This is a genomic window from Variovorax sp. GW821-FHT10B04 (assembly GCF_059415645.1).
This window is the reverse complement of record NZ_JBWKNQ010000008.1, coordinates 86,765-105,793: the sequence shown is the minus strand read 5'-3', so window position 1 is coordinate 105,793 and position 19,029 is coordinate 86,765. Positions and strand designations below refer to the sequence as shown.

The 19,029-nt window shown below is 65.8% G+C and carries 16 protein-coding genes and 1 tRNA gene; 14 read left to right on the top strand and 3 right to left on the bottom strand.

The window, feature by feature from the left end:
• Window positions 1–90 precede the first annotated feature (90 nt).
• Window positions 91–1,182 carry a DNA glycosylase AlkZ-like family protein gene (locus AC07PZ_RS20025; protein WP_495296881.1) on the bottom strand — a complete coding sequence of 364 codons (1,092 nt, stop codon included), beginning with the start codon at window positions 1,180–1,182 and terminating at the stop codon, window positions 91–93.
• Between the two features lie 92 nt (window positions 1,183–1,274).
• Between AC07PZ_RS20025 and AC07PZ_RS20020 the strand changes: the two genes are divergently transcribed.
• Window positions 1,275–2,990 carry a thiamine pyrophosphate-binding protein gene (locus AC07PZ_RS20020; RefSeq protein WP_495296880.1) on the top strand — a complete coding sequence of 572 codons (1,716 nt, stop codon included), beginning with the start codon at window positions 1,275–1,277 and terminating at the stop codon, window positions 2,988–2,990.
• 63 nt (window positions 2,991–3,053) lie between these two features.
• Here the strand turns inward: AC07PZ_RS20020 and AC07PZ_RS20015 are convergent, their stop codons facing one another.
• Together AC07PZ_RS20015 and AC07PZ_RS20010 are read right to left on the bottom strand one after the other, a co-directional pair.
• Complete coding sequence (locus AC07PZ_RS20015) at window positions 3,054–3,476, bottom strand: SWIB/MDM2 domain-containing protein (RefSeq protein WP_495296879.1); 423 nt, start codon at window positions 3,474–3,476, stop codon at window positions 3,054–3,056.
• Between the two features lie 170 nt (window positions 3,477–3,646).
• Window positions 3,647–4,597: a DMT family transporter gene (locus AC07PZ_RS20010; RefSeq protein WP_495296878.1), complete on the bottom strand. Its 951-nt coding sequence runs from the start codon at window positions 4,595–4,597 to the stop codon at window positions 3,647–3,649.
• Window positions 4,598–4,632: 35 nt separating this feature from the next.
• Between AC07PZ_RS20010 and AC07PZ_RS20005 the strand changes: the two genes are divergently transcribed.
• The 13 genes from AC07PZ_RS20005 (at window position 4,633) to AC07PZ_RS19945 (ending at window position 19,011) form a co-directional block, all read left to right on the top strand.
• The gene (locus AC07PZ_RS20005; RefSeq protein ID WP_495296877.1) at window positions 4,633–5,037 is read left to right on the top strand and encodes a gamma-glutamylcyclotransferase family protein; all 405 of its coding nucleotides are present in this window, start codon (window positions 4,633–4,635) and stop codon (window positions 5,035–5,037) included.
• 239 nt (window positions 5,038–5,276) lie between these two features.
• Window positions 5,277–6,608 (top strand): isocitrate lyase, encoded by a 1,332-nt coding sequence (aceA, locus tag AC07PZ_RS20000; RefSeq protein WP_495296876.1) that lies wholly within the window; start codon window positions 5,277–5,279, stop codon window positions 6,606–6,608.
• Window positions 6,609–6,867: 259 nt separating this feature from the next.
• Window positions 6,868–8,775: a threonine--tRNA ligase gene (gene thrS, locus AC07PZ_RS19995; RefSeq protein WP_495296875.1), complete on the top strand. Its 1,908-nt coding sequence runs from the start codon at window positions 6,868–6,870 to the stop codon at window positions 8,773–8,775.
• Between the two features lie 77 nt (window positions 8,776–8,852).
• Window positions 8,853–9,461 carry a translation initiation factor IF-3 gene (gene infC / locus AC07PZ_RS19990; RefSeq protein WP_495297088.1) on the top strand — a complete coding sequence of 203 codons (609 nt, stop codon included), beginning with the start codon at window positions 8,853–8,855 and terminating at the stop codon, window positions 9,459–9,461.
• A 142-nt stretch (window positions 9,462–9,603) separates the two neighbouring features.
• Entirely contained in the window at window positions 9,604–9,807 is a 204-nt protein-coding gene (rpmI, locus tag AC07PZ_RS19985) for a 50S ribosomal protein L35 (protein ID WP_298926708.1), read from the top strand.
• A 23-nt stretch (window positions 9,808–9,830) separates the two neighbouring features.
• The gene (gene rplT / locus AC07PZ_RS19980) at window positions 9,831–10,190 is read left to right on the top strand and encodes a 50S ribosomal protein L20 (protein ID WP_307689828.1); all 360 of its coding nucleotides are present in this window, start codon (window positions 9,831–9,833) and stop codon (window positions 10,188–10,190) included.
• A 127-nt stretch (window positions 10,191–10,317) separates the two neighbouring features.
• Complete coding sequence (pheS, locus tag AC07PZ_RS19975) at window positions 10,318–11,394, top strand: phenylalanine--tRNA ligase subunit alpha (protein ID WP_495296874.1); 1,077 nt, start codon at window positions 10,318–10,320, stop codon at window positions 11,392–11,394.
• 40 nt (window positions 11,395–11,434) lie between these two features.
• Window positions 11,435–13,873 carry a phenylalanine--tRNA ligase subunit beta gene (pheT, locus tag AC07PZ_RS19970; protein WP_495296873.1) on the top strand — a complete coding sequence of 813 codons (2,439 nt, stop codon included), beginning with the start codon at window positions 11,435–11,437 and terminating at the stop codon, window positions 13,871–13,873.
• Between the two features lie 5 nt (window positions 13,874–13,878).
• Window positions 13,879–14,253 carry an integration host factor subunit alpha gene (locus AC07PZ_RS19965; RefSeq protein ID WP_495296872.1) on the top strand — a complete coding sequence of 125 codons (375 nt, stop codon included), beginning with the start codon at window positions 13,879–13,881 and terminating at the stop codon, window positions 14,251–14,253.
• A 64-nt stretch (window positions 14,254–14,317) separates the two neighbouring features.
• The gene (locus AC07PZ_RS19960; RefSeq protein ID WP_495296871.1) at window positions 14,318–14,827 is read left to right on the top strand and encodes a MerR family transcriptional regulator; all 510 of its coding nucleotides are present in this window, start codon (window positions 14,318–14,320) and stop codon (window positions 14,825–14,827) included.
• A gap of 25 nt (window positions 14,828–14,852) precedes the next feature.
• Window positions 14,853–14,929 (top strand) — tRNA-Pro (locus AC07PZ_RS19955).
• Window positions 14,930–15,127: 198 nt separating this feature from the next.
• The gene (locus tag AC07PZ_RS19950) at window positions 15,128–16,330 is read left to right on the top strand and encodes a metallophosphoesterase family protein (RefSeq protein ID WP_495296870.1); all 1,203 of its coding nucleotides are present in this window, start codon (window positions 15,128–15,130) and stop codon (window positions 16,328–16,330) included.
• The gene (locus tag AC07PZ_RS19945; protein ID WP_495296869.1) at window positions 16,327–19,011 is read left to right on the top strand and encodes an AAA family ATPase; all 2,685 of its coding nucleotides are present in this window, start codon (window positions 16,327–16,329) and stop codon (window positions 19,009–19,011) included. Before AC07PZ_RS19950 ends, AC07PZ_RS19945 begins: the two co-directional genes overlap by 4 nt.
• Window positions 19,012–19,029: the final 18 nt, after the last annotated feature.

Genomic DNA, 19,029 nt, shown 5'->3' with positions numbered 1-19,029 from the left:
AGGGCGGTCTTGATTCTAGGGAGCGCCTGCACGGTGCGCTGTCGCGCATGGGGCAAAACCCTTGGGTGCCGCGGGGTGACCGAGGCGCGCTCAGCGTCGTTGCAGAAAGGCCGTCATGCGTTGCAGTTCGTCGTCGATCGATGCGCGGTAGGCGGCACCTGTCGGCGCTTTGCCGGCATAGCCGAAGGCGGGCGTCAACTGGCCGTCGCGCGCCGATACGTTGGCCCATCCGATCACGCGGTCGTGCTGCAGCAGCGGCAGTGCGTAGTAGCCGAACTGGCGCTTGGCTTCCGGCGTGTACGCCTCGAACTTGTAGGTCCAGCCCCAGAGCAGTTCGAAGCGGCGTCGGTCCCACACCACGGGGTCGAAGGGTGCGAGCAGGCGGACGTCGTCGTCCGGGGCGTGGCGGCGCGAACGCGGGCTTTCTTCGGTTGGCCAATACCAGGTGACGCCGTCGATGCGGCAGCTTGCGAGCTCATCGCGTGCCATGCGCAGTGCGGCCTGCGTGTGCGCCGACAGGTGCGGCGCGCCGTAGCCCAGCAGGCGTACCAGGTACGTCAGGCTGACGGCAGGCAGCGGCGCGTACTTGTGGACCACCAGCGCGATCAGCGCCGCGGCGCGACGCGCACGACCGGCGGGGCTGTCGTCCGCAGGCGGATGCGTCACCGCCGCATAGACGCGCGTGCCGCTGTCGCGCCGGACCACCCGCAGATGGCCGCGGTAGTGCAGCCCGTCGAGGATGTGCGTGGTGGCGTTGCTCGACCCGCCCCAATAGTTCTTGACCCGGCCATGCGAGAAGTGCAGCTCGACGTCGCGCGGATGCACGGCGCCACGCTCGCGCACGTAGGCCAGCACGTCGGCAGCCTTGCGCTGCGTGTCCTCGTCCCAGGCGCGCCGCGCTTCACGTGGATGCATCAGCGCGAGGTGCTCGCGCGGCAGGAAGCCGTAGTTGACGAGGCAGTCCTCCTCCACCGCGAGCCGTGCATAGCGGCTTTCCAGATCGCCGGCGCGGTAGTCGGTGACACGGTGCCGCAGCGTCAGGTCCTGCGCGCGTGCCGGGGCGCGGATCGGATCGGCCTGAACGAAGCCGAGCTTGCGGATCGCGCCTGGCAGCGTGGTCGGCTTGAACAGGGTGCGCGCCACCGCGTAGCGGCGCAGGTCGTCGAGGGTCGGATCGGGCATTCGCGGATTGCAGCACGCGCGCGCGGCTGGCGCATCGCGCGTGCGGCTCACGATAATCGGCGCTCCTTCATTTCTCCATCGAGCCAAGTTCCATGAGCGCATCGCATGCCGGCCGCCTGATCGTCGAATGTCTCATCGAGCAGGGCGTCGAGATCGCCTTCGGCGTGCCGGGCGAAAGCTTCCTGGCGGTGCTCGACGGCTTCCACGCGCAAGCCGATCGCATCCGCTTCGTCGTCAACCGGCAGGAGGGCGGTGCGGCCTTCATGGCCGAGGCGCACGGCAAGCTCACGGGCCGGCCCGGCGTGTGCTTCGTGACCCGCGGACCCGGCGCGACCAACGCGTCGATCGGCGTTCACACCGCGTTCCAGGACTCGACGCCGATGGTGCTGTTCGTCGGTGACGTGGGCAGCGATTTCCGCGATCGCGAGGCCTTCCAGGAAGTCGACTTCGGTGCTTTCTTCGGCCCGAGCACCAAGGGTTTTGCGAAGCGTGTCGAGCGCATCGACGATGCCGACCGCATTCCCGAATACATCGCGCGCGCATTTGCCACTGCGATGAACGGCCGTCCCGGTCCGGTCGTGCTGGTGCTGCCCGAGGACATGCTGCGTTCGTTCACCGCTGCGCGCCCGCTGCCGCGCGTGGCGGCCGTCGAGCCCTGGAGCGACCCCGGCGCACTGCGCACGCTGCGCCAGATGCTGCTGAAGTCGCAACGGCCCTTCGTGATCGCAGGCGGCGGCGGCTGGACGCCGCAGGCCGCGCAGGCGCTGCGGCGCTTTGCCGAGAACTGGTGTCTGCCGGTGGGCAACGCCTTTCGCTTTCAGGATACTTTCGACAACCACCATCCGCTGTATGCCGGCGATGTCGGCATCGCGATCAATCCGAAGCTCGCCGCGCGCGTGAAGGAGGCAGACCTGGTGATCGCGATCGGTCCGCGGCTCGGCGAGATGACGACCGGCGGCTACACGCTGCTCGAGGCGCCCAAGGCGAAGCAGACGCTGGTGCATATCCATGCGAGTGCGGAAGAGCTCAACCGCGTCTATCAAGCCGATCTCGCGATCAATGCAGGCATGAGCGCCGCCGCGCGCAGCCTCGAGGTGCTGAGCGCGCCGCCCGAGTTGCCGTGGGAGGCCTGGACGGCGGCCGCGCATGCCGACTATCTGTCGAACCTCGTGCCACAGCCCTTGCCCGGACTGCCGGCCGACGCGCCGCGCGGTGCGGTCGACATGGCAGAGGTCGTCGCGCTGCTGCAGCGGCATCTGCCCGAGGATGCGGCGATCACCAACGGCGCGGGCAACTTCGCGAGCTGGGTGCATCGCTTCTTTCGCTATCACGGCCTCGCCAAGGGCCACAAGACGCAGCTGGCACCGACCAGCGGCGCGATGGGCTACGGCGTGCCCGCCGGCATCGCCGCCAATCTGGCGACGGGCCGCATCGCCTTCACGATTGCCGGCGACGGCGACTTCCTGATGAACGGCCAGGAACTCGCCACAGCGGTGCAGCACGGCGGCAAGAGCATCGTCGTCCTGCTCAACAACGGCATGTTCGGCACGATCCGGATGCACCAGGAGCGCGAGTACCCGCAGAACGTGAGCGGGACTGCGCTGCACAACCCGGACTTCTGTGCATTGGCGCGCGCCTATGGCTATGCGGCCGAGCGCGTGACGGCCACCGATCAATTCGAGGCCGCGTTGCTGCGTGCACTCGCGGCCGATACCGGCACCTTGATCGAGATCCCGCTCGACCCCGAGGTGATCACGACGCGCGGAACGTTGTCGGCCATCACCCAGGCGGCACAAGCGCGCGGCTGAAGGAGGCAAAAAAAAGCCGGCACGCGGCCGGCTTTTTCATGAGGCGCACGAGGCGCCGTTGGCTTACTTGACGTGCTTGCCGATCAGTGCGGCCAGTTCGAACATCGACACTTGCGGCTTGCCGAAGATTTCCTTCAGCTTGGCGTCGGCGTTGATGTTGCGCTTGTTGGCCTTGTCCTGCAGGTTGTTCTTCTTGATGTAGTCCCACAGCTTGCTCACGACGGCGGTGCGCGGCAGCGGCGTCGAACCGACCACGGCGGCCAGTGCCGGGCTGGGCGTCAGCGCCTTCATGAAGGCTGCGTTGGGCGTGCGCTTCTTGGCGGGAGCAGCCTTCTTTGCAGCGACCTTCTTGGCCGGAGCCGTCTTGGCAGGAGCAGCCTTCTTCGCCGGTGCAGCGACCTTCTTTGCGGGTGCAGCCGCCTTCTTGGCCGGAGCGACCTTCTTTGCGGGAGCTTTCTTGGCCGGAGCCTTCTTTGCAGTTGCCATGGTTGATTTCCTTTTTTGGTTGGTCATTTCACCAATGAAAAGCTGCGTCTCCACTGGCAGCAGGAATGCTAAATGAGAAGAAACGCGTTTCCAAGGGAAAAAGGCACTTTTTCATTGGGAGCTGTTGTTTTTTCAGAGGGAAAACGGCCCTCGTGCGGCCCTGGGGCCGCTCAGTGCACTTCCGAGCCCGTTTCAGACGGCTTTCGCTGTGCCGGCCACGTCGCCAGCACGACACCCAGCAGCGCCATCGCAAACGCAAACAGCTGCATCGAAGCGAGTGTCTCGCCCAGCACGACGACGCCTACCAGCGCCGCGCTCACGGGCAGCAGCACGGTGAAGACACCGGCCTGCGCGGCGGGTACGCGTCGCAGGCCGGTCATCCATAGCCAGACGGTCCAGATGCTGGCAGCGAGCGCGTAGACCACGAGCAATGCCCAGGTCCCGACATGCACCGATCCGAAATCGAAATGCAGCGCGAACCAGAGGCCCAGCGGTGTCGACAGCGCGAAGCCCCAGAGATTGATCAGCGACGAAATGCGCTTGGGGCCCAGCCGTCCGGTCAGGGACTTGCCGATGACCGCATAGGACGCTTCGCAGATCACCGCACAGAACACCAGCACGTTGCCCAGCCACGGCAGGTGGCCGCCCGTGTTCGCGCCGGCATCGCCACCATGGGTCGGCGTGAGCGCCAGCAGTCCGATGCCGATCGCGGCGCAACCGATGGCAAGCGCTATGCGGAGCGTGATGCGCTCGCGCAGGAACACCGCGCTTTCGATGGCAACGACCGCGGGGATCGACGCCATGATCACGCCAGCGGAAACGGCGCTCGTCATGCTGACGCCGTACAGCATGCAGATCGAGAACAGGAAGTTGCCGAGCAGCGACTCGAGAAAGACCAGGCCGCGTGTGCGTGCCGTCATGGGTGGTTCGTCGGCAGGTCGCTTCAGCCAGTGCGGCATCGCGAGCGCCGCAATGCCGAATCGCAGCCAGGCCAGCAGCAACACCGGGAAGGCAGCCACCAAGGGCTTGGACAGTGCGACGTAGCCGCCGACCAGGGACATGCTCAGGGCAAGGCAGCCGTATGAAAGCAGACGGCCCGGTGCGTGGACAGCGGGGTTCAATAGACTGGATGGACGTTGAAGGAGATGGATCGATGATGCCCCAAACCACTGCCCTGAACCGCGCCCAGCGCCATGTCTTCGTCTACGGCACGCTGCGCAGCGGCGGTCGCAACGACATCGCGCGTTATCGGCCGCAGCCGGTGTTCGCGGGGCGCGCCGTGATCGCGGGCACCCTGTACGACCTGGGTGCCTATCCTGGCGCGCGGCTGGGCGGTGATGGCCGGATCCACGGCGAGGTCTATGCCATCACGGCGGCGGTCGAGGCCGAACTTGATCTGCTGGAGGAGGTGGAAGAAGACGGTTCCGGTGAGTACGTGAAGCGCGAGCTGCAGGTGTCAGGCAGCGATGGAAGCTGGTGGTGCCTGGTCTATGAGATCCAGCTGCAGCGTGTGCTGGATGCACCGGTGATCGCAGGTGGCGACTGGCTCGCGCGGCGCTGAGCGCTGCATTTTTCACGACCGAAGAAATCCTTCTGCAATGTGAAATTCAAGCATGCTGCACCGCAAGAATTTTTCTCAATATAAGAAAAATAATTTCGCATTGAGATATTTCAATGTAACTTGTTGATTTTCAAAGAATAAAAATATGTCTTGTATAAGACATAAGAGTCGGTCGCCGATTTAAAGTAAATGCCAAGGCCGCAGCGCCTTCGTGCATCAACCAACCCTTCGGAGAGACCATGCCCCAGACCCTCACAGAACAACTCAGCCGCGAACAACAGATTGCCGCCCTCGAAAAGGACTGGGCTACGAACCCGCGCTGGAAGGGCGTCAAGCGTGGCTACAGCGCAGCGGATGTCGTGCGTCTTCGCGGTTCGTTCCCCATCGAACACACGCTGGCGCGCCGTGGTGCCGAAAAGCTGTGGGACAAGATCAACGGTGGATCGAAGAAGGGCTACGTGAACGCTTTCGGCGCCATCAGCGCCGGCCAGGCAATGCAGCAGGCCAAGGCCGGCCTGGAGGCCGTGTACCTGTCGGGCTGGCAGGTCGCCGCCGACGGCAACACGTCCGAAACCATGTACCCCGACCAGTCGCTCTATGCGTACGACTCGGTGCCGACCATGGTTCGCCGCATCAACAACACCTTCAAGCGCGCCGATGAGATCCAGTGGGGCCGCGGCATCAACCCGGGCGACAAGGAATTCATCGACTACTTCCTGCCGATCGTGGCCGATGCAGAAGCTGGCTTCGGTGGCGTGCTGAATGCCTTCGAACTGATGAAGAACATGATCGCCTCCGGCGCCGCCGGCGTGCACTTCGAAGACCAACTGGCTGCCGTCAAGAAGTGCGGCCACATGGGTGGCAAGGTGCTCGTGCCGACGCAGGAAGCCTGCGAGAAGCTGATCTCGGCGCGCTTTGCAGCCGACGTCATGGGCGTGTCGACCATCGTGCTGGCGCGTACCGATGCCGAGGCTGCCAACCTGATCACGTCCGATCACGACGCAAACGACAAGCCCTTCCTGACCGGCGAGCGCACGCAGGAAGGCTTCTACCGAGTCAAGAACGGACTGGAGCAAGCGATCAGCCGCGGCGTTGCCTACGCTCCCTACGCCGACCTCGTGTGGTGCGAAACCGGCGTGCCCGACATCGGCTTTGCCCGTGAGTTCGCGCAGGCCGTGCACGCCGCTTGCCCGGGCAAGCTGCTGTCGTACAACTGCTCGCCGTCGTTCAACTGGAAGAAGAACCTGGACGACAAGCAGATCGCATCGTTCCAGGAAGACTTGGCAGCGCTCGGCTACAAGTACCAGTTCATCACGCTGGCCGGCATCCACATCAACTGGTACAACACCTTCAAGTTCGCCAACGCCTACGCGCAAGGCGAAGGCATGAAGCACTACGTTGAAATGGTGCAGGAGCCTGAATTCGCGGCGCGCGACAAGGGCTACACCTTCGTGTCGCACCAACAGGAAGTCGGCGCCGGTTACTTCGACGACGTGACCACCGTGATCCAGGGCGGTTCGTCCAGCGTCAAGGCGCTGACCGGTTCGACCGAAGAAGAGCAGTTCCACTGACTGGCGACTGCGCCGTGAGATCGAGCCCGGCCCTGCGCCGGGCTTTTTTGTGCTCGGCTAGAATCAAAAGCTCCGTCTCCAACACAAGAGCGAGAAAGGCAATCTGGTTATGACACCGCGAACTACGACCGACGCATTCAACGGCGCTTCCACCGAAGGAACGCGCTGCTAGTCCGCGCACGCTGGCTCCGCCAGTCGTTCAACCAGAAAAAGCGCGGTCATCCACCGCGCTTTTTGTTTTTTCAAGCCAAGGTTTTCCATGATCCAGATCACGCTTCCCGACAACTCGCAGCGCGAGTATCCCGGCCCGGTTTCGGTTGCCGACGTTGCCAAATCGATCGGCCCCGGCCTGGCCAAGATGACGGTGGCCGGCAAGGTCGACGGCAAGCTGGTCGACGCCAGCGATGTCATCGACCACGATGCGAAGCTGCAGATCATCACGCCCAAGGACGACGAAGGGCTCGAGATCATTCGCCATTCGACGGCCCACCTGGTCGGCCACGCGGTCAAGCAGCTGTATCCCACGGCGAAGATGGTGATCGGGCCGGTGATCGACGAAGGCTTCTACTACGACATCTCGTACGAACGCCCGTTCACGCCCGATGACATGGCTGCCATCGAGGCACGCATGCGTGAGCTCATCGCGCAGGACTACGACGTCGTGAAGAAGATGACGCCGCGCGCCGAGGTGATCGAGGTGTTCAAGTCGCGCGGTGAAGACTACAAGCTGCGTCTGGTCGAGGACATGCCCGACGAGCAGGCGATGGGTCTGTACTACCACCAGGAATACGTCGACATGTGCCGCGGCCCGCACGTGCCGAACACGCGCTTCCTGAAGGTCTTCAAGCTCACGAAGCTGGCCGGCGCCTACTGGCGTGGCGATGCGAAGAACGAGCAGCTCCAGCGCATCTACGGCACGGCCTGGGCCGACAAGAAGCAGCTCGACCAATATATCCAGCGCATCGAAGAGGCCGAGAAGCGAGACCATCGTCGCCTGGGCAAGGAGCTGGATCTGTACCACATCGACGAAGTGGCGCCGGGCGTGGTGTTTTGGCACCCGAAGGGCTGGGCGATGTGGCAGCAGGTCGAGCAGTACATGCGCAAGGTGTACCGCGACACGGGCTACCAGGAGGTCAAGGGGCCGCAGATCCTCGACAAAAGTCTCTGGGAGAAGACGGGACACTGGCAGAACTACCGCGAGAACATGTTCACGACGGAGTCGGAGAAGCGTGAATATGCGCTGAAGCCGATGAATTGCCCGGGCCACGTGCTGATCTTCAAGAGCGACCTGCGCAGCTACCGTGACCTGCCGATCCGCTACGGCGAGTTCGGCCAGTGCCACCGCAACGAGCCATCGGGCGCGCTGCACGGCATCATGCGTGTGCGTGGCTTCACGCAGGATGACGGGCACGTGTTCTGCACGGAAGATCACATCCTCGAGGAATGTGTCGCCTACACGGCCAAGCTGCAGAAGGTCTACGCCGACTTCGGTTTCACGGAGATTCTCTACAAGGTCGCGACGCGTCCGGACAACCGCGTGGGCTCGGACGAGCTCTGGGACAAGGCCGAATTCGCCTGCATGGAGGCGCTGCGCCGTTCGGGCGTCGATTTCATCGTGTCGCCGGGCGACGGAGCTTTCTATGGCCCGAAGATCGAGTACACGCTGAAGGACGCGATCGGCCGTCACTGGCAGTGCGGCACGATGCAGGTCGACTTCAATACGGCCGAGCGGCTGGGCGCCGAATACGTGACGGAAAGCAGCGGGCGCGCCAACCCGGTGATGCTGCACCGCGCGATCGTCGGTAGCCTCGAGCGCTTCATCGGCATGTTGGTCGAGCACCATGCTGGCGCGATGCCTGCATGGCTCGCGCCAGTGCAGGTGGCTGTGCTGAATATCAGTGAAGGACAGGCGGATTACGCAGCATCAGTTGCTAAAACGCTGCAGGATCAAGGGCTTAGGGTCACGCTCGATCTGCACAACGAAAAGATTACGTATAAAATACGAAAGCATTCGCTGCAAAAGCTTCCTTACATCATTGTCGTGGGCGACAAGGAAAAGGAAGCAGGTGCCGTCGCAGTGCGCGCCCGAGGCAATGTTGACCTCGGTGCCATGTCGGTGGAGGCGTTCTCCCAAAAGGTCGCCGACGACATCCAACACAAACGCTGATTGTTGATGCAACACATCGCTTGTGCGCGCGGACTCGACGGTGTTAGCTACTATTTTGGTAGCAAACTGTTTGAAGGATTCTGACCATCGCTACTGCATTTCGCGACCGCCGCCACCGCGAGGAACGCCAACACCGCCTGAACCGGGAAATCATGGCCCCGGAAGTTCGCCTGATCGGCCCTGAGAACGAGCCGTTGGGTGTTGTGAGTCTGAACGAGGCGCTGCGTCTGGCCGGTGAGCAGGACGTGGACCTGGTGGAAGTCGTCGCGGCCGCCAACCCGCCGGTCTGCCGCCTGATCGAGTACGGCAAGTTCAAGTACCACGAGCAGAAGAAGGCGGCCGAGGCGAAGTCGAAGCAGAAGGTCATCGAGGTCAAGGAAATCAAGTTCCGGCCCGGTACCGACGATGGCGACTACAACATCAAGATGCGCAATATCAAGCGCTTTCTTGAAGATGGCGACAAGTGCAAGATCACGTTGCGTTTCCGGGGGCGCGAAATCACGCACCAGGAACTCGGTCTGGCCTTGCTGCAGCGCATTCGCGATGAGCTGGGTGATCTGATCGTCGTCGAGCAGTTTCCGAAGCTGGAAGGGCGTCAGATGATCATGATGATCGCGCCTGGTCGTCGCAAGTCCGGTGGTCCGGCCAAGCCGGCGACAGAGGCAGCTGCTCCGGCAGCCGCCTGATTAGAAAAGCAGTTACGAAGAGATTTCGCCGCTGCCTGTGCCGCAAGGTGAAGGCAGCGGTGGGATGAAGAAGTGTCTCGGGGCCAACAAGCCTGTGGAGTTTCCGCAGCGCCTCACGAGCACAAATTAAAGGAGCATGAACATGCCCAAAATGAAGACCAAGAGCAGCGCGAAAAAACGTTTCCGCGTTCGTCCAGGTGGCACCGTCAAGCGCGGTCAAGCCTTCAAGCGTCACATCTTGACGAAGAAGACCACCAAGAACAAGCGTCACCTGCGTGGTGCCGTGGCAGTCCATGAAACCAACATGGTTTCGATGGCGGCCATGCTGCCCGGCCGTGGCATTTAACAAGACGAACAAGGAGTAAACACATGCCTCGCGTCAAACGTGGTGTAACGGCTCGCGCCCGCCACAAGAAAGTTCTCGCACTCGCCAAGGGTTTCCGCGGTCGCCGCGGCAATGTCTTCCGCGTCGCCAAACAGGCGGTGATGAAGGCAGGTCAATATGCCTACCGTGATCGCCGCACCAAGAAGCGCGTGTTCCGTCAGTTGTGGATTGCGCGTATCAACGCCGCCTCCCGCGAACTGGGCATGACCTACAGCCAGTTCGCCAACGGCATCCGCAAGGCCGGTATCGAGATCGACCGCAAGGTCCTGGCCGATATCGCCGTGCACGACAAGGCCGCTTTTGCCGGCATCGTGGAGCAGGTCAGGGCCAAGCTGGCTGCTTGATTTTGCACAGTGGGCGGTTCGTTCCTGGACGAGCCCGCCTGCGCCCACGGTACAAGGGCTGGCGCTTGAAAGAGCCCAGCCCTTTTTTCATGGCCACGGCCATCCCCCATTTCCCCGAAGCATTGTCATGAACGAGTTGGACACCCTGGTCGACAACGCCCGCGCCGCATTCGCGCAAGCCAAGGCTCCGGCCGATCTCGAGAACGCGAAGGCGCAGTTCCTCGGCAAGTCCGGCCGCGTCACCGAATTCATGAAGGGCATGGCGCAGCTCAGCGTGGAAGAGAAAAAGTCCCGCGGTGCCGCCATCAATGTCGTCAAGCAGAGCATCGAGGCTGCGCTGAACGAGCGCCGCCAGCAGTTGGCCGATGAAGAGCTCGCTGTGCAATTGCGCGCCGAATCGCTCGACGTCACCTTGCCTGGACGCCGCCAGATCGGCGGTGGCCTGCACCCGGTCAGCCGCACGATGGAGCGCATCGAGGCGATCTTCTCCAGCATGGGTTTCGACGTGGCCGACGGCCCCGAGATCGAGAGCGACTGGCACAGCTTCACGTCGCTCAACAACCCGCCGAACCATCCGGCGCGTTCCATGCAGGACACCTTCTACGTCGACATCAACGGCGACGACGGCGTTCCCTACAACCTGCGCCCGCACACCAGCCCGATGCAGGTGCGCTACGCCCATCAGCACATCAAGAAGCACGCCGCCGCCTTCGAGGCCGCCGCTGCCGATGCCACCGGCATGCTGAAGGCGCCCGAGATCCGGGTGATCGCGCCCGGTCGCACGTACCGCGTCGACAGTGACGCGACGCACTCGCCGATGTTCCATCAGTGCGAAGGCCTGTGGCTGGGCGAGAACGTGAGCTTCAAGGACCTGAAGGTCGTGTTCACCGATTTCTGCCGCACCTTCTTCGAAAGCGACGACCTGGTGCTGCGCTTCCGTCCGAGCTTCTTTCCCTTCACCGAGCCAAGCGCCGAGATCGACATCCAGTTCCAGAGCGGACCGCTGGCTGGCCGCTGGCTCGAGGTCGCCGGTTCCGGCCAGGTGCATCCGAACGTGGTGCGCAACATGGGGCTGGACCCCGAGCGCTACATCGGTTTCGCCTTCGGCATGGGCCCTGACCGGCTCACCATGCTGCGCTACGGCGTGAACGACCTGCGGCTGTTCTTCGACGGCGATCTGCGCTTCCTGTCGCAGTTCCAGTGACCTCATCGCAGCCGTAACAGCCCAACAACGAGAACAGAAGATGCAATTCCCCGAGTCCTGGTTGCGCGAGTTCTGCAACCCGCCGCTGTCGAGTACCGAACTGGCCGAAACCCTCACGATGGGCGGCTTCGAGGTTGAAGAACGCCGGCCCGTCGCGCCGCCCTTCACGAAGATCGTCGTCGGCGAGATCAAGGAAGCCGTCCAGCATCCGAATGCCGATCGCCTGCGCGTGTGCCAGGTCGACGTCGGTCAGGGTGCGCTGCTGAACATCGTCTGCGGCGCACCCAATGCGCGCGTCGGCATCAAGGTGCCGTGCGCACTGGTCGGCGCCGAACTGCCGCCAGGCGACGACGGCAAGCCCTTCCTCATCAAGCTCGGCAAGCTGCGCGGCGTGGAGAGCCAGGGCATGCTGTGCTCGGCGCGCGAACTGAAGCTGAGCGACGACCATGGCGGCCTGCTCGAACTCGCGGCCGATGCGCCGATCGGCGCCGATGTGCGCGAAGTGCTCGCGCTCGACGACGCGCTGCTCACGCTCAAGCTCACGCCGAACCTGGCGCATGGCCTGAGCGTCTACGGCATCGCGCGCGAACTGTCGGCCCTGACCGGTGCGCCGCTGAAGACGCCGGCCATCGCCGCGGTGCCGGCGACGCAGTCCGATACGCTGCCCGTCAAGGTCGACGCGCCTGAGCTTTGCGGCCGTTTTTCCGGCCGCATCGTGCGCGCGGTGAACACCCAGGTCGCTACGCCGGCATGGCTGGTCGATCGGCTGGCGCGTTGCGGCCAGCGCAGCGTGTCGCCGCTGGTCGACATCTCGAACTACGTGATGTTCGAGTACGGCCAGCCGACCCACATCTTCGATCTGGACAAGATCCATGGCGGCCTTACCGTGCGCTGGGGCCGGGCGGGCGAACAGCTCAAGCTGCTCAACGGCAACACCGTGACCGTCGACGAAAAGGTGGGTGTGATCGCCGACGAACGCGAGGTCGAATCGCTGGCCGGCATCATGGGCGGCGACGCGACGGCCGTGTCGGACGCCACGAAGAACATCTATGTCGAGGCCGCGTTCTGGTGGCCCGAGGCGATCCAGGGGCGTTCGCGCCGATTCAATTTCTCGACCGACGCAGGGCATCGCTATGAGCGCGGCGTCGATCCGAGCCGCACCGTCGAGATCATCGAGCGCATCACGCAGCTGATCCTGCAGATCTGCGGCGGCGATGCCGGTCCGGTGACTGACCAGACCTTGCGCCTGCCCGAAGCCAAGCCCGTCACGCTGCGCGTTGCGCGCGCCGCTCGCGTGATCGGCATGCCGGTCACGCAGGCGCAATGCGTGGATGCATTGCGCCGTCTCGGCCTGCCGATCGAGGAGGGCGACGGCACGGTGATCGTGACGCCGGCACCGCATCGTTTCGACCTGCTGATCGAGGAAGACCTGATCGAGGAGGTCGCGCGCCTCATCGGCTACAACAACCTGCCGGTCACGGCGCCGCTCGCACCCATCACGGCCCGCGTGCGGCCCGAGTCGCAGCGCAGCCGCTTCGCCGTCCGCCATCGGCTGGCGGCGCTGGGCTATCAAGAGACGATCAACTTCAGCTTCGTCGAGGCGCATTGGGAGCACGAGCTGGCCGGCAATGACGATCCGATCAAGCTGCTGAACCCGATCGCGAGCCAGATGAGCGTGATGCGTTCGTCGCTGCTCGGTTCGCTGCTGCAGGTGCTCAAGTTCAACATCGACCGCAAGGCGCAGCGTGTGCGTGTGTTCGAGTCGGGCCGGGTGTTCCTGCGCGACGCCAGTGTCGCGACCACCGACACCACGGTGAAGGGCATCCATCAGCCGATGCGCGTGGCTGGCCTCGCCTGGGGTGACGCCGAAAACGCGCGCTGGGACGGCAAGGCGCAGCGCGTCGATTTCTTCGACGCGAAGGGCGACGTCGAGGCACTGCTCGCGCCGCTCGCCGCGACCTTCGAACCCACCGAGCATCCAGCGCTGCACCCGGGCCGTGCGGCGCGCGTGCTGATCGACGGCAAGGTGATCGGCGTGGTCGGCGAGCTGCACCCGCGCTGGCGCCAGAAGTGGGATCTCGCGCAGGCGCCGCTGCTGTTCGAGCTCGATCTCGATGCGGTCGTGGCGCGCCACGTGCCTGTGGCCCAGCCGGTGCCGAAACACCAGGCGGTCGAGCGCGACCTCGCGGTCGTGGTGGCTGAAGCCGTCACGCACGACGCGCTGGTGCAGGCGATCCAGTCGGCGTCCACGCAAGGTCTGCTCCGCGACGTGGCGCTGTTCGACATCTACCGGCCGCAACCCGCACGCGATGGCGCAGCGCCGGCAGCCGGCGGCCTTGCGCCCGGCGAGAAGAGCATGGCCGTGCGCCTGAGCTTCCACAGCGACACGGCGACGCTGACCGACGAGCAGATCGATCCGGCCGTGCGCGCGATCATTGACCAACTCGGTGCCCGCCTGGGTGCGCGCCTGCGAGGATGAAGGCCATGGATTTCACGCTCGAAGCCCTCGAAACCCCCGCGCTGACCAAGGCGCATCTGGCGGAACTGCTGTTCGAGCAGATCGGCCTGAACAAGCGCGAGTCGAAAGACATGGTCGAGGCCTTCTTCGAGCTCGTCGCCGGCAGCCTGATCGAGGGCACCGACGTCAAGATCTCGGGCTTCGGCAACTTCCAGATCCGTGTGAAGGCGCCGCGGCCCGGTCGCAATCCGCGCACCGGCGAGGCGATCCCGATCGGTGCGCGCCGCGTCGCGACCTTCCATGCGAGCGCCAAGCTCAAGGAGCAGATCCAGGGCAGCCTGGCTGAAGAAGGCGAGGCCACGAGCGAAGAAGCGGTCGCCTGGAACATCGGAGCGCAATAGTTCTTGGTGCCGCGCACGGGCGTGGAGTAACCTCTGAGGTTTCGCCCGCACCGTCTTGATTTCAATGGAGAAAACGCTCCCCCCGATTCCCGTCAAACGCTACTTCACCATCGGTGAGGTCGGCGAACTGTGCGGCGTGAAGCCGCACGTGCTGCGCTACTGGGAACAGGAGTTCACGCAGCTGCGGCCCATGAAGCGGCGCGGCAACCGGCGCTACTACCAGCACCACGAAGTGCTGATGATCCGCCGCATCCGCGACCTGCTCTACGACCAGGGCTTCACCATCAGCGGCGCGCGCAACAAGCTGCAGGAACTGGTGCAGCACGAGCGCGATCGGCGCAAGGCCGGCGAGGTGCCGCTCGATGGCGTGGAGGCCATCGAGATCGATCAGGAAGAATTCGATGCGGTGCTGCGGCAGGGCAGCGATGCCGAGGCGGGCCTGCAGGCGTCGACGGCGCAGCAGGCGATTGCTGCTTCGACCTTCGAGTCCGCTCCCAGCTTTGCGGCGTCCCAGTTGCTGCAGTTGCGACGCGAGTTGTTCGAAATTCGAGAGCTGCTCGCGCCAACTTACTGATCTCTCCAGCTATAATCGCGGGCTTCGGTGTGTGGCGCAGCCTGGTAGCGCACTTGCATGGGGTGCAAGGGGTCGAAGGTTCGAATCCTTTCACACCGACCAAAAACAGCAAGCAGATCAACGGCCTAGGTTCACAAGACCTAGGCCGTTTTTCTTTGCCTTTGAGGCGCTTTGGCAACCGCGCCGCGTTGATGGCAAGCCGCCCGTCAAACAGCTTCCTCGGTGCCCGCCGATCGCGCACCTGTACGACGCATCCGCGTCTCGAATGCTGCCAAACTTGGCACTCCATTCCGAGGTTCCATGATCCGCTTCCTGCACACCGCCGACTGGCAGATCGGCCGCCAGTTCGCCACCTTCGACCCCGAGCACGCGCCCATCCTGGCGGAGGCGCGCATTGCGGTGGTCGAGCGCATGGCCGCGCTCGCGACGCAGCATGCGGTCGATGCGGTGCTGGTGGCCGGCGACGTGTTCGATGCGCAGACGGTGTCCGAGCGCACCGTGCGCAGGCTCTTCAATGCGCTGGCCGGTTATGCGGGCCCGTGGCTGATGATTCCCGGCAACCACGACGCAGCGCTGGCTGAAAGCGTCTGGACGCGTGCGCAGCGCCTGGGTGCGGTGCCGGCCAACGCGCACCTGCTGCTGACCTCGACGCCTGCGCTGTTCGGCGCCCAGGGCTTTGCCGTGCTGCCCGCGCCGCTCACGCAACGCCACACCTACGACGATCTCACCGCCGGGTTCAACCTGGCCGAAACCCCCGCCGGCCTGCTGCGCATCGGCATCGCACATGGCAGCGTGCAGGGCATCCTGTCGGAAGACATCGATTCGGCCAACCCGATCGCGCCCGATCGCGCCGAGCGGGCACGGCTCGACTATCTCGCGCTCGGCGACTGGCATGGCTGCAAGCGGATCGACGCGCGCACCTGGTACGCCGGCACGCCCGAGCCCGACCGCTTCAAGGCCAACGACGCCGGCCAGGCGCTGCTGGTGGAGATTGCCGCGCCGGGCAGCGAGCCGGTCGTCACGCCGATCGCCGTCGGCCAGTACCGCTGGCAGTTGCTCGCCGTGGCGCTGCAGGTACCGAGCGACATGGACGCGCTGCACACGCAGCTCGACGCGCTCGGGCCGCGCGACGTGGTCGACCTGCGCGTGCAGGGCCGCATCGACCTCGGCGGCCTGCAGGGCCTGAAGGCCGCGATCGGTCGTGCCGAAGCCCGCGCACGCCATCTTCAGGCCGACCTGTCGGCACTGCAGTTGGTGCCGACCGATGAAGACATCGCCGGACTGCAGGCCGACGGCTACCTCGGCGAGTTGCTGACGGAGCTGCGCGACCTGCAGTCCGGCGGCGACCCGGCGCAAGCCCGCACGGCGCAGGACGCGCTGGCGCTTCTCGCCGCCGCGCTGGCCCAGCGCCTGCCTGCAACGGCGTCCTCGAGCGCTGCCGTCGCCGCCGAAGCAACGGTGACCGCGACGGCGACGGCGACGGCAGGAGCTTCCCAGCCATGAGCCTGCAGATCACTCGCCTGCGCGTCGAGCAGTTGCGGCGCTTTCGCCAGCCCCTGGAACTCTCCGGCTTCGAACCCGGCCTGAACATCGTCGCGGCGCCCAACGAGGCCGGCAAGAGCACGCTGGTGCGCGCCATCCGCGCCGCCTTCTTCGAACGGCACCGTTCGACCGCGGTCGACGACCTGCGTCCCTGGGGCGAAGGCAGCGGCGCGGCACCGCAGGTCGAGCTGGACTTCCTGCTCGACGGCGAGGCGCACCGGCTCGTCAAGAGCTTCCTCGGCAAGAAGCGCTGCACGTTGCAGGTCGGCACGCGGATGTTCGACGGCACCGACGCCGAAGACCATCTGGCGCAGCGCTTCGGCTTCGCCTTCGCCGGCAAGGGCGCGAGCAAGCCCGAGCATTGGGGCATTCCGGGCCTGCTGTGGGTGGAGCAGGGCGCGGGCCAGGAGCTCGAAGTGAGCCATGCGCGCGACCATCTGCACGATGCGCTGCAAGGCCAGGTCGGCGCATCCGCCGGCGCGCTGGCCGCGACCGGTGGCGACGAGATCCTCGAACAGCTCCGAGCCCAGCGCAACGAGCTTCTGACCGGCGCCGGCAAGCCGCGCGCCGCCTATGCCGAGGCGGCCGAATCCATCCAGACGCTGCAGCCGCAACTGGCCGCCATGGACGCGCAGATCGTCACTTACCGTCGGCAGGTCGACCAGTTGGCCGAACTGCGCACGCAGCATCAGGCCGATGAAGTCGCGCAGCCGTGGGAGCCACTGCGCCAGTCGCTCGCTGGCGCGCAGGCGCAGCAGCAGGCGCTTCAGGTGCAGCAGGCACAGCTGCAGGCCGACCGCGGGCGGCTGCGCCAGCTCGACGGCACGCGCGATCTGCTGCTGAAGGAACTGGACGGCCTCGCGCGCCAGCAGGCCGATGCCGATGCCCGCGCCCGGGCGCTCGCACAGGCCGACGCGCAGCGGCAGGCCGCCGACCAGGCCACCACGCACGCGCGTACACAGGCCGACGCCGCGCAGCGTCGCGCGCAGGCCGCACGCGATGCGTGGCGCGTCGCCCGGCAAGAGGCCAATCGGCTGGCGCTCCATCAGCAGTTGCAGCGCGCCGGTGTCGATGCGGAGCGCAGCTCCCAGGCGCTGCAGCGCGCCGAAGAAGCCGGCTTGCGCCTGGCCGCGCTGCGTGCGCAAGCGGCCGCGGCGCCGGCCATCCGTGCCGCGCAAGTGCGCCAGCTGGTCGACCTCGAACGCACCGAGCGCGATGCGGCATTGCGTCGCGAAGCCGTCGCGACGCGGCTGCAGTTCGATCTGCCCGGCGGCCAGGCGGTCGATCTGCACACGCAGGGGCGAACCGACCGCCTGCAGTCGCGAGGCGAGCGGCTGCTCGATGCGCCGGCCACCTTGCAACTGCCCGGCGGTGGCGAGCTGATCGTCACGCCCGGTGGCGCCAACCTGTCCGACCTGGCCCGCAGCCACGAGCAGGCGCAGGCGTCGCTGATCGCCGCGCTGCAGGCCGCGGGCGTCGCCGACCTGGCCGAGGCGCAGGCGCGGCTGGCCGCGTCGACCGACCGCGAAGCGCAGATCCGGCTGGCCGAGCAGGCGCTCGCCATCGTTGCGCCGCAGGGTCTGGAGCCGCTGCATGGCGCGCAGGCCGAGGCACGCTCGCGTGCCGCCACCGCGCAGGAGGCCTTGGCGCGACTGCCGGCCGCTCCCATCGATCCCGCTGCGTCGACCGGCGGCCTTCTTCCGCTCGACAGCGCCGAGGCCGCGCAGGACGCCGCCGCCGCCGCCGAGCAGGCGGCCGCCAAGGCGCTGGCCGATGCGCAGCGCAGGCAAGCGGCTGCGCAGAGCCAGCACGACACCGCGCAGCACGAGCATGCCGCCGCCCAGGCCGCGCTCGCCGATCCGGCCCGCGGCCAGCGCCAGGCGCAGGCGCGCGATCAGTTGCTGGCCAATGGCGCCGAGCGCGAAGCGCTGGCCGAGCGCATCGACGCTGCCGCCGCCCAGGTGCAGGACGCGCGGCCCGACATCGTCGCGCAGGACATCGAGCGGCTGCAGCGCAGCATCGAACAGATGGTGCGCGGCCACCAGCAGCGCCGCGAAGAACTGCTGCTGCTCGAGAACACGCTGCAGCAGGCCGGCGCGCAGGGACTCGAAGAACAGCGCGATGCGCTCGCCGGCCAGCTCGGCCAGGCGCAGCGCCGGCATGCCGAACTGCAACGCCGTGCCGACGCGCTCGACCTGCTGTGCCGGCGGCTCGACGACAAGCGCCGCGACACGCTCGCACGCCTGCAGGCACCGTTGCAGGACCGCCTGCAGCATTACCTGCCGCTGCTCATGCCCGGTGCGACGGTGCAGATGGACGCCGGCCTGGCGCCCGGCACGCTGGTGCGCCCCGGCGTCGGCGGCGCAAGCGAAACCGGCCAGGTGCAGGCGCTGAGCTTCGGCGCGCGCGAGCAGCTCGGGTTGATCAGCCGCTTCGCCTATGCCGACCTGTTGCAGCAGGCCGGCCGGCCGACGCTGCTGATCCTGGACGACGCGCTGGTCCACAGTGACGCCGGCCGGCTCGCGCAGATGAAGCGCGTGCTGTTCGATGCCGCGCAGCGCCACCAGGTGCTGCTGTTCACCTGCCATCCCGAACACTGGCGCGACATGGGCGTCGGCGTGCGCGCGCTGCCGCTGTCCTGAGCGATCTCCCGAACTCTC

Excerpts from the sequence above, each read along its gene's own strand:
- AC07PZ_RS19950 (WP_495296870.1), top strand. The coding sequence starts at position 15,128 with ATGATCCGCTTCCTGCACACCGCCGACTGGCAGATCGGCCGCCAGTTC.
- aceA (WP_495296876.1), top strand. The coding sequence starts at position 5,277 with ATGCCCCAGACCCTCACAGAACAACTCAGCCGCGAACAACAGATTGCC.
- AC07PZ_RS20020 (WP_495296880.1), top strand. The coding sequence starts at position 1,275 with ATGAGCGCATCGCATGCCGGCCGCCTGATCGTCGAATGTCTCATCGAG.
- thrS (WP_495296875.1), top strand. The coding sequence starts at position 6,868 with ATGATCCAGATCACGCTTCCCGACAACTCGCAGCGCGAGTATCCCGGC.
- AC07PZ_RS19965 (WP_495296872.1), top strand. The coding sequence starts at position 13,879 with ATGGATTTCACGCTCGAAGCCCTCGAAACCCCCGCGCTGACCAAGGCG.
- AC07PZ_RS20025 (WP_495296881.1), bottom strand. The coding sequence starts at position 1,182 with ATGCCCGATCCGACCCTCGACGACCTGCGCCGCTACGCGGTGGCGCGC.
- AC07PZ_RS19960 (WP_495296871.1), top strand. The coding sequence starts at position 14,318 with ATGGAGAAAACGCTCCCCCCGATTCCCGTCAAACGCTACTTCACCATC.
- pheS (WP_495296874.1), top strand. The coding sequence starts at position 10,318 with ATGAACGAGTTGGACACCCTGGTCGACAACGCCCGCGCCGCATTCGCG.
- AC07PZ_RS20005 (WP_495296877.1), top strand. The coding sequence starts at position 4,633 with ATGCCCCAAACCACTGCCCTGAACCGCGCCCAGCGCCATGTCTTCGTC.
- AC07PZ_RS20015 (WP_495296879.1), bottom strand. The coding sequence starts at position 3,476 with ATGGCAACTGCAAAGAAGGCTCCGGCCAAGAAAGCTCCCGCAAAGAAG.
- rpmI (WP_298926708.1), top strand. The coding sequence starts at position 9,604 with ATGCCCAAAATGAAGACCAAGAGCAGCGCGAAAAAACGTTTCCGCGTT.
- AC07PZ_RS19945 (WP_495296869.1), top strand. The coding sequence starts at position 16,327 with ATGAGCCTGCAGATCACTCGCCTGCGCGTCGAGCAGTTGCGGCGCTTT.
- rplT (WP_307689828.1), top strand. The coding sequence starts at position 9,831 with ATGCCTCGCGTCAAACGTGGTGTAACGGCTCGCGCCCGCCACAAGAAA.
- pheT (WP_495296873.1), top strand. The coding sequence starts at position 11,435 with ATGCAATTCCCCGAGTCCTGGTTGCGCGAGTTCTGCAACCCGCCGCTG.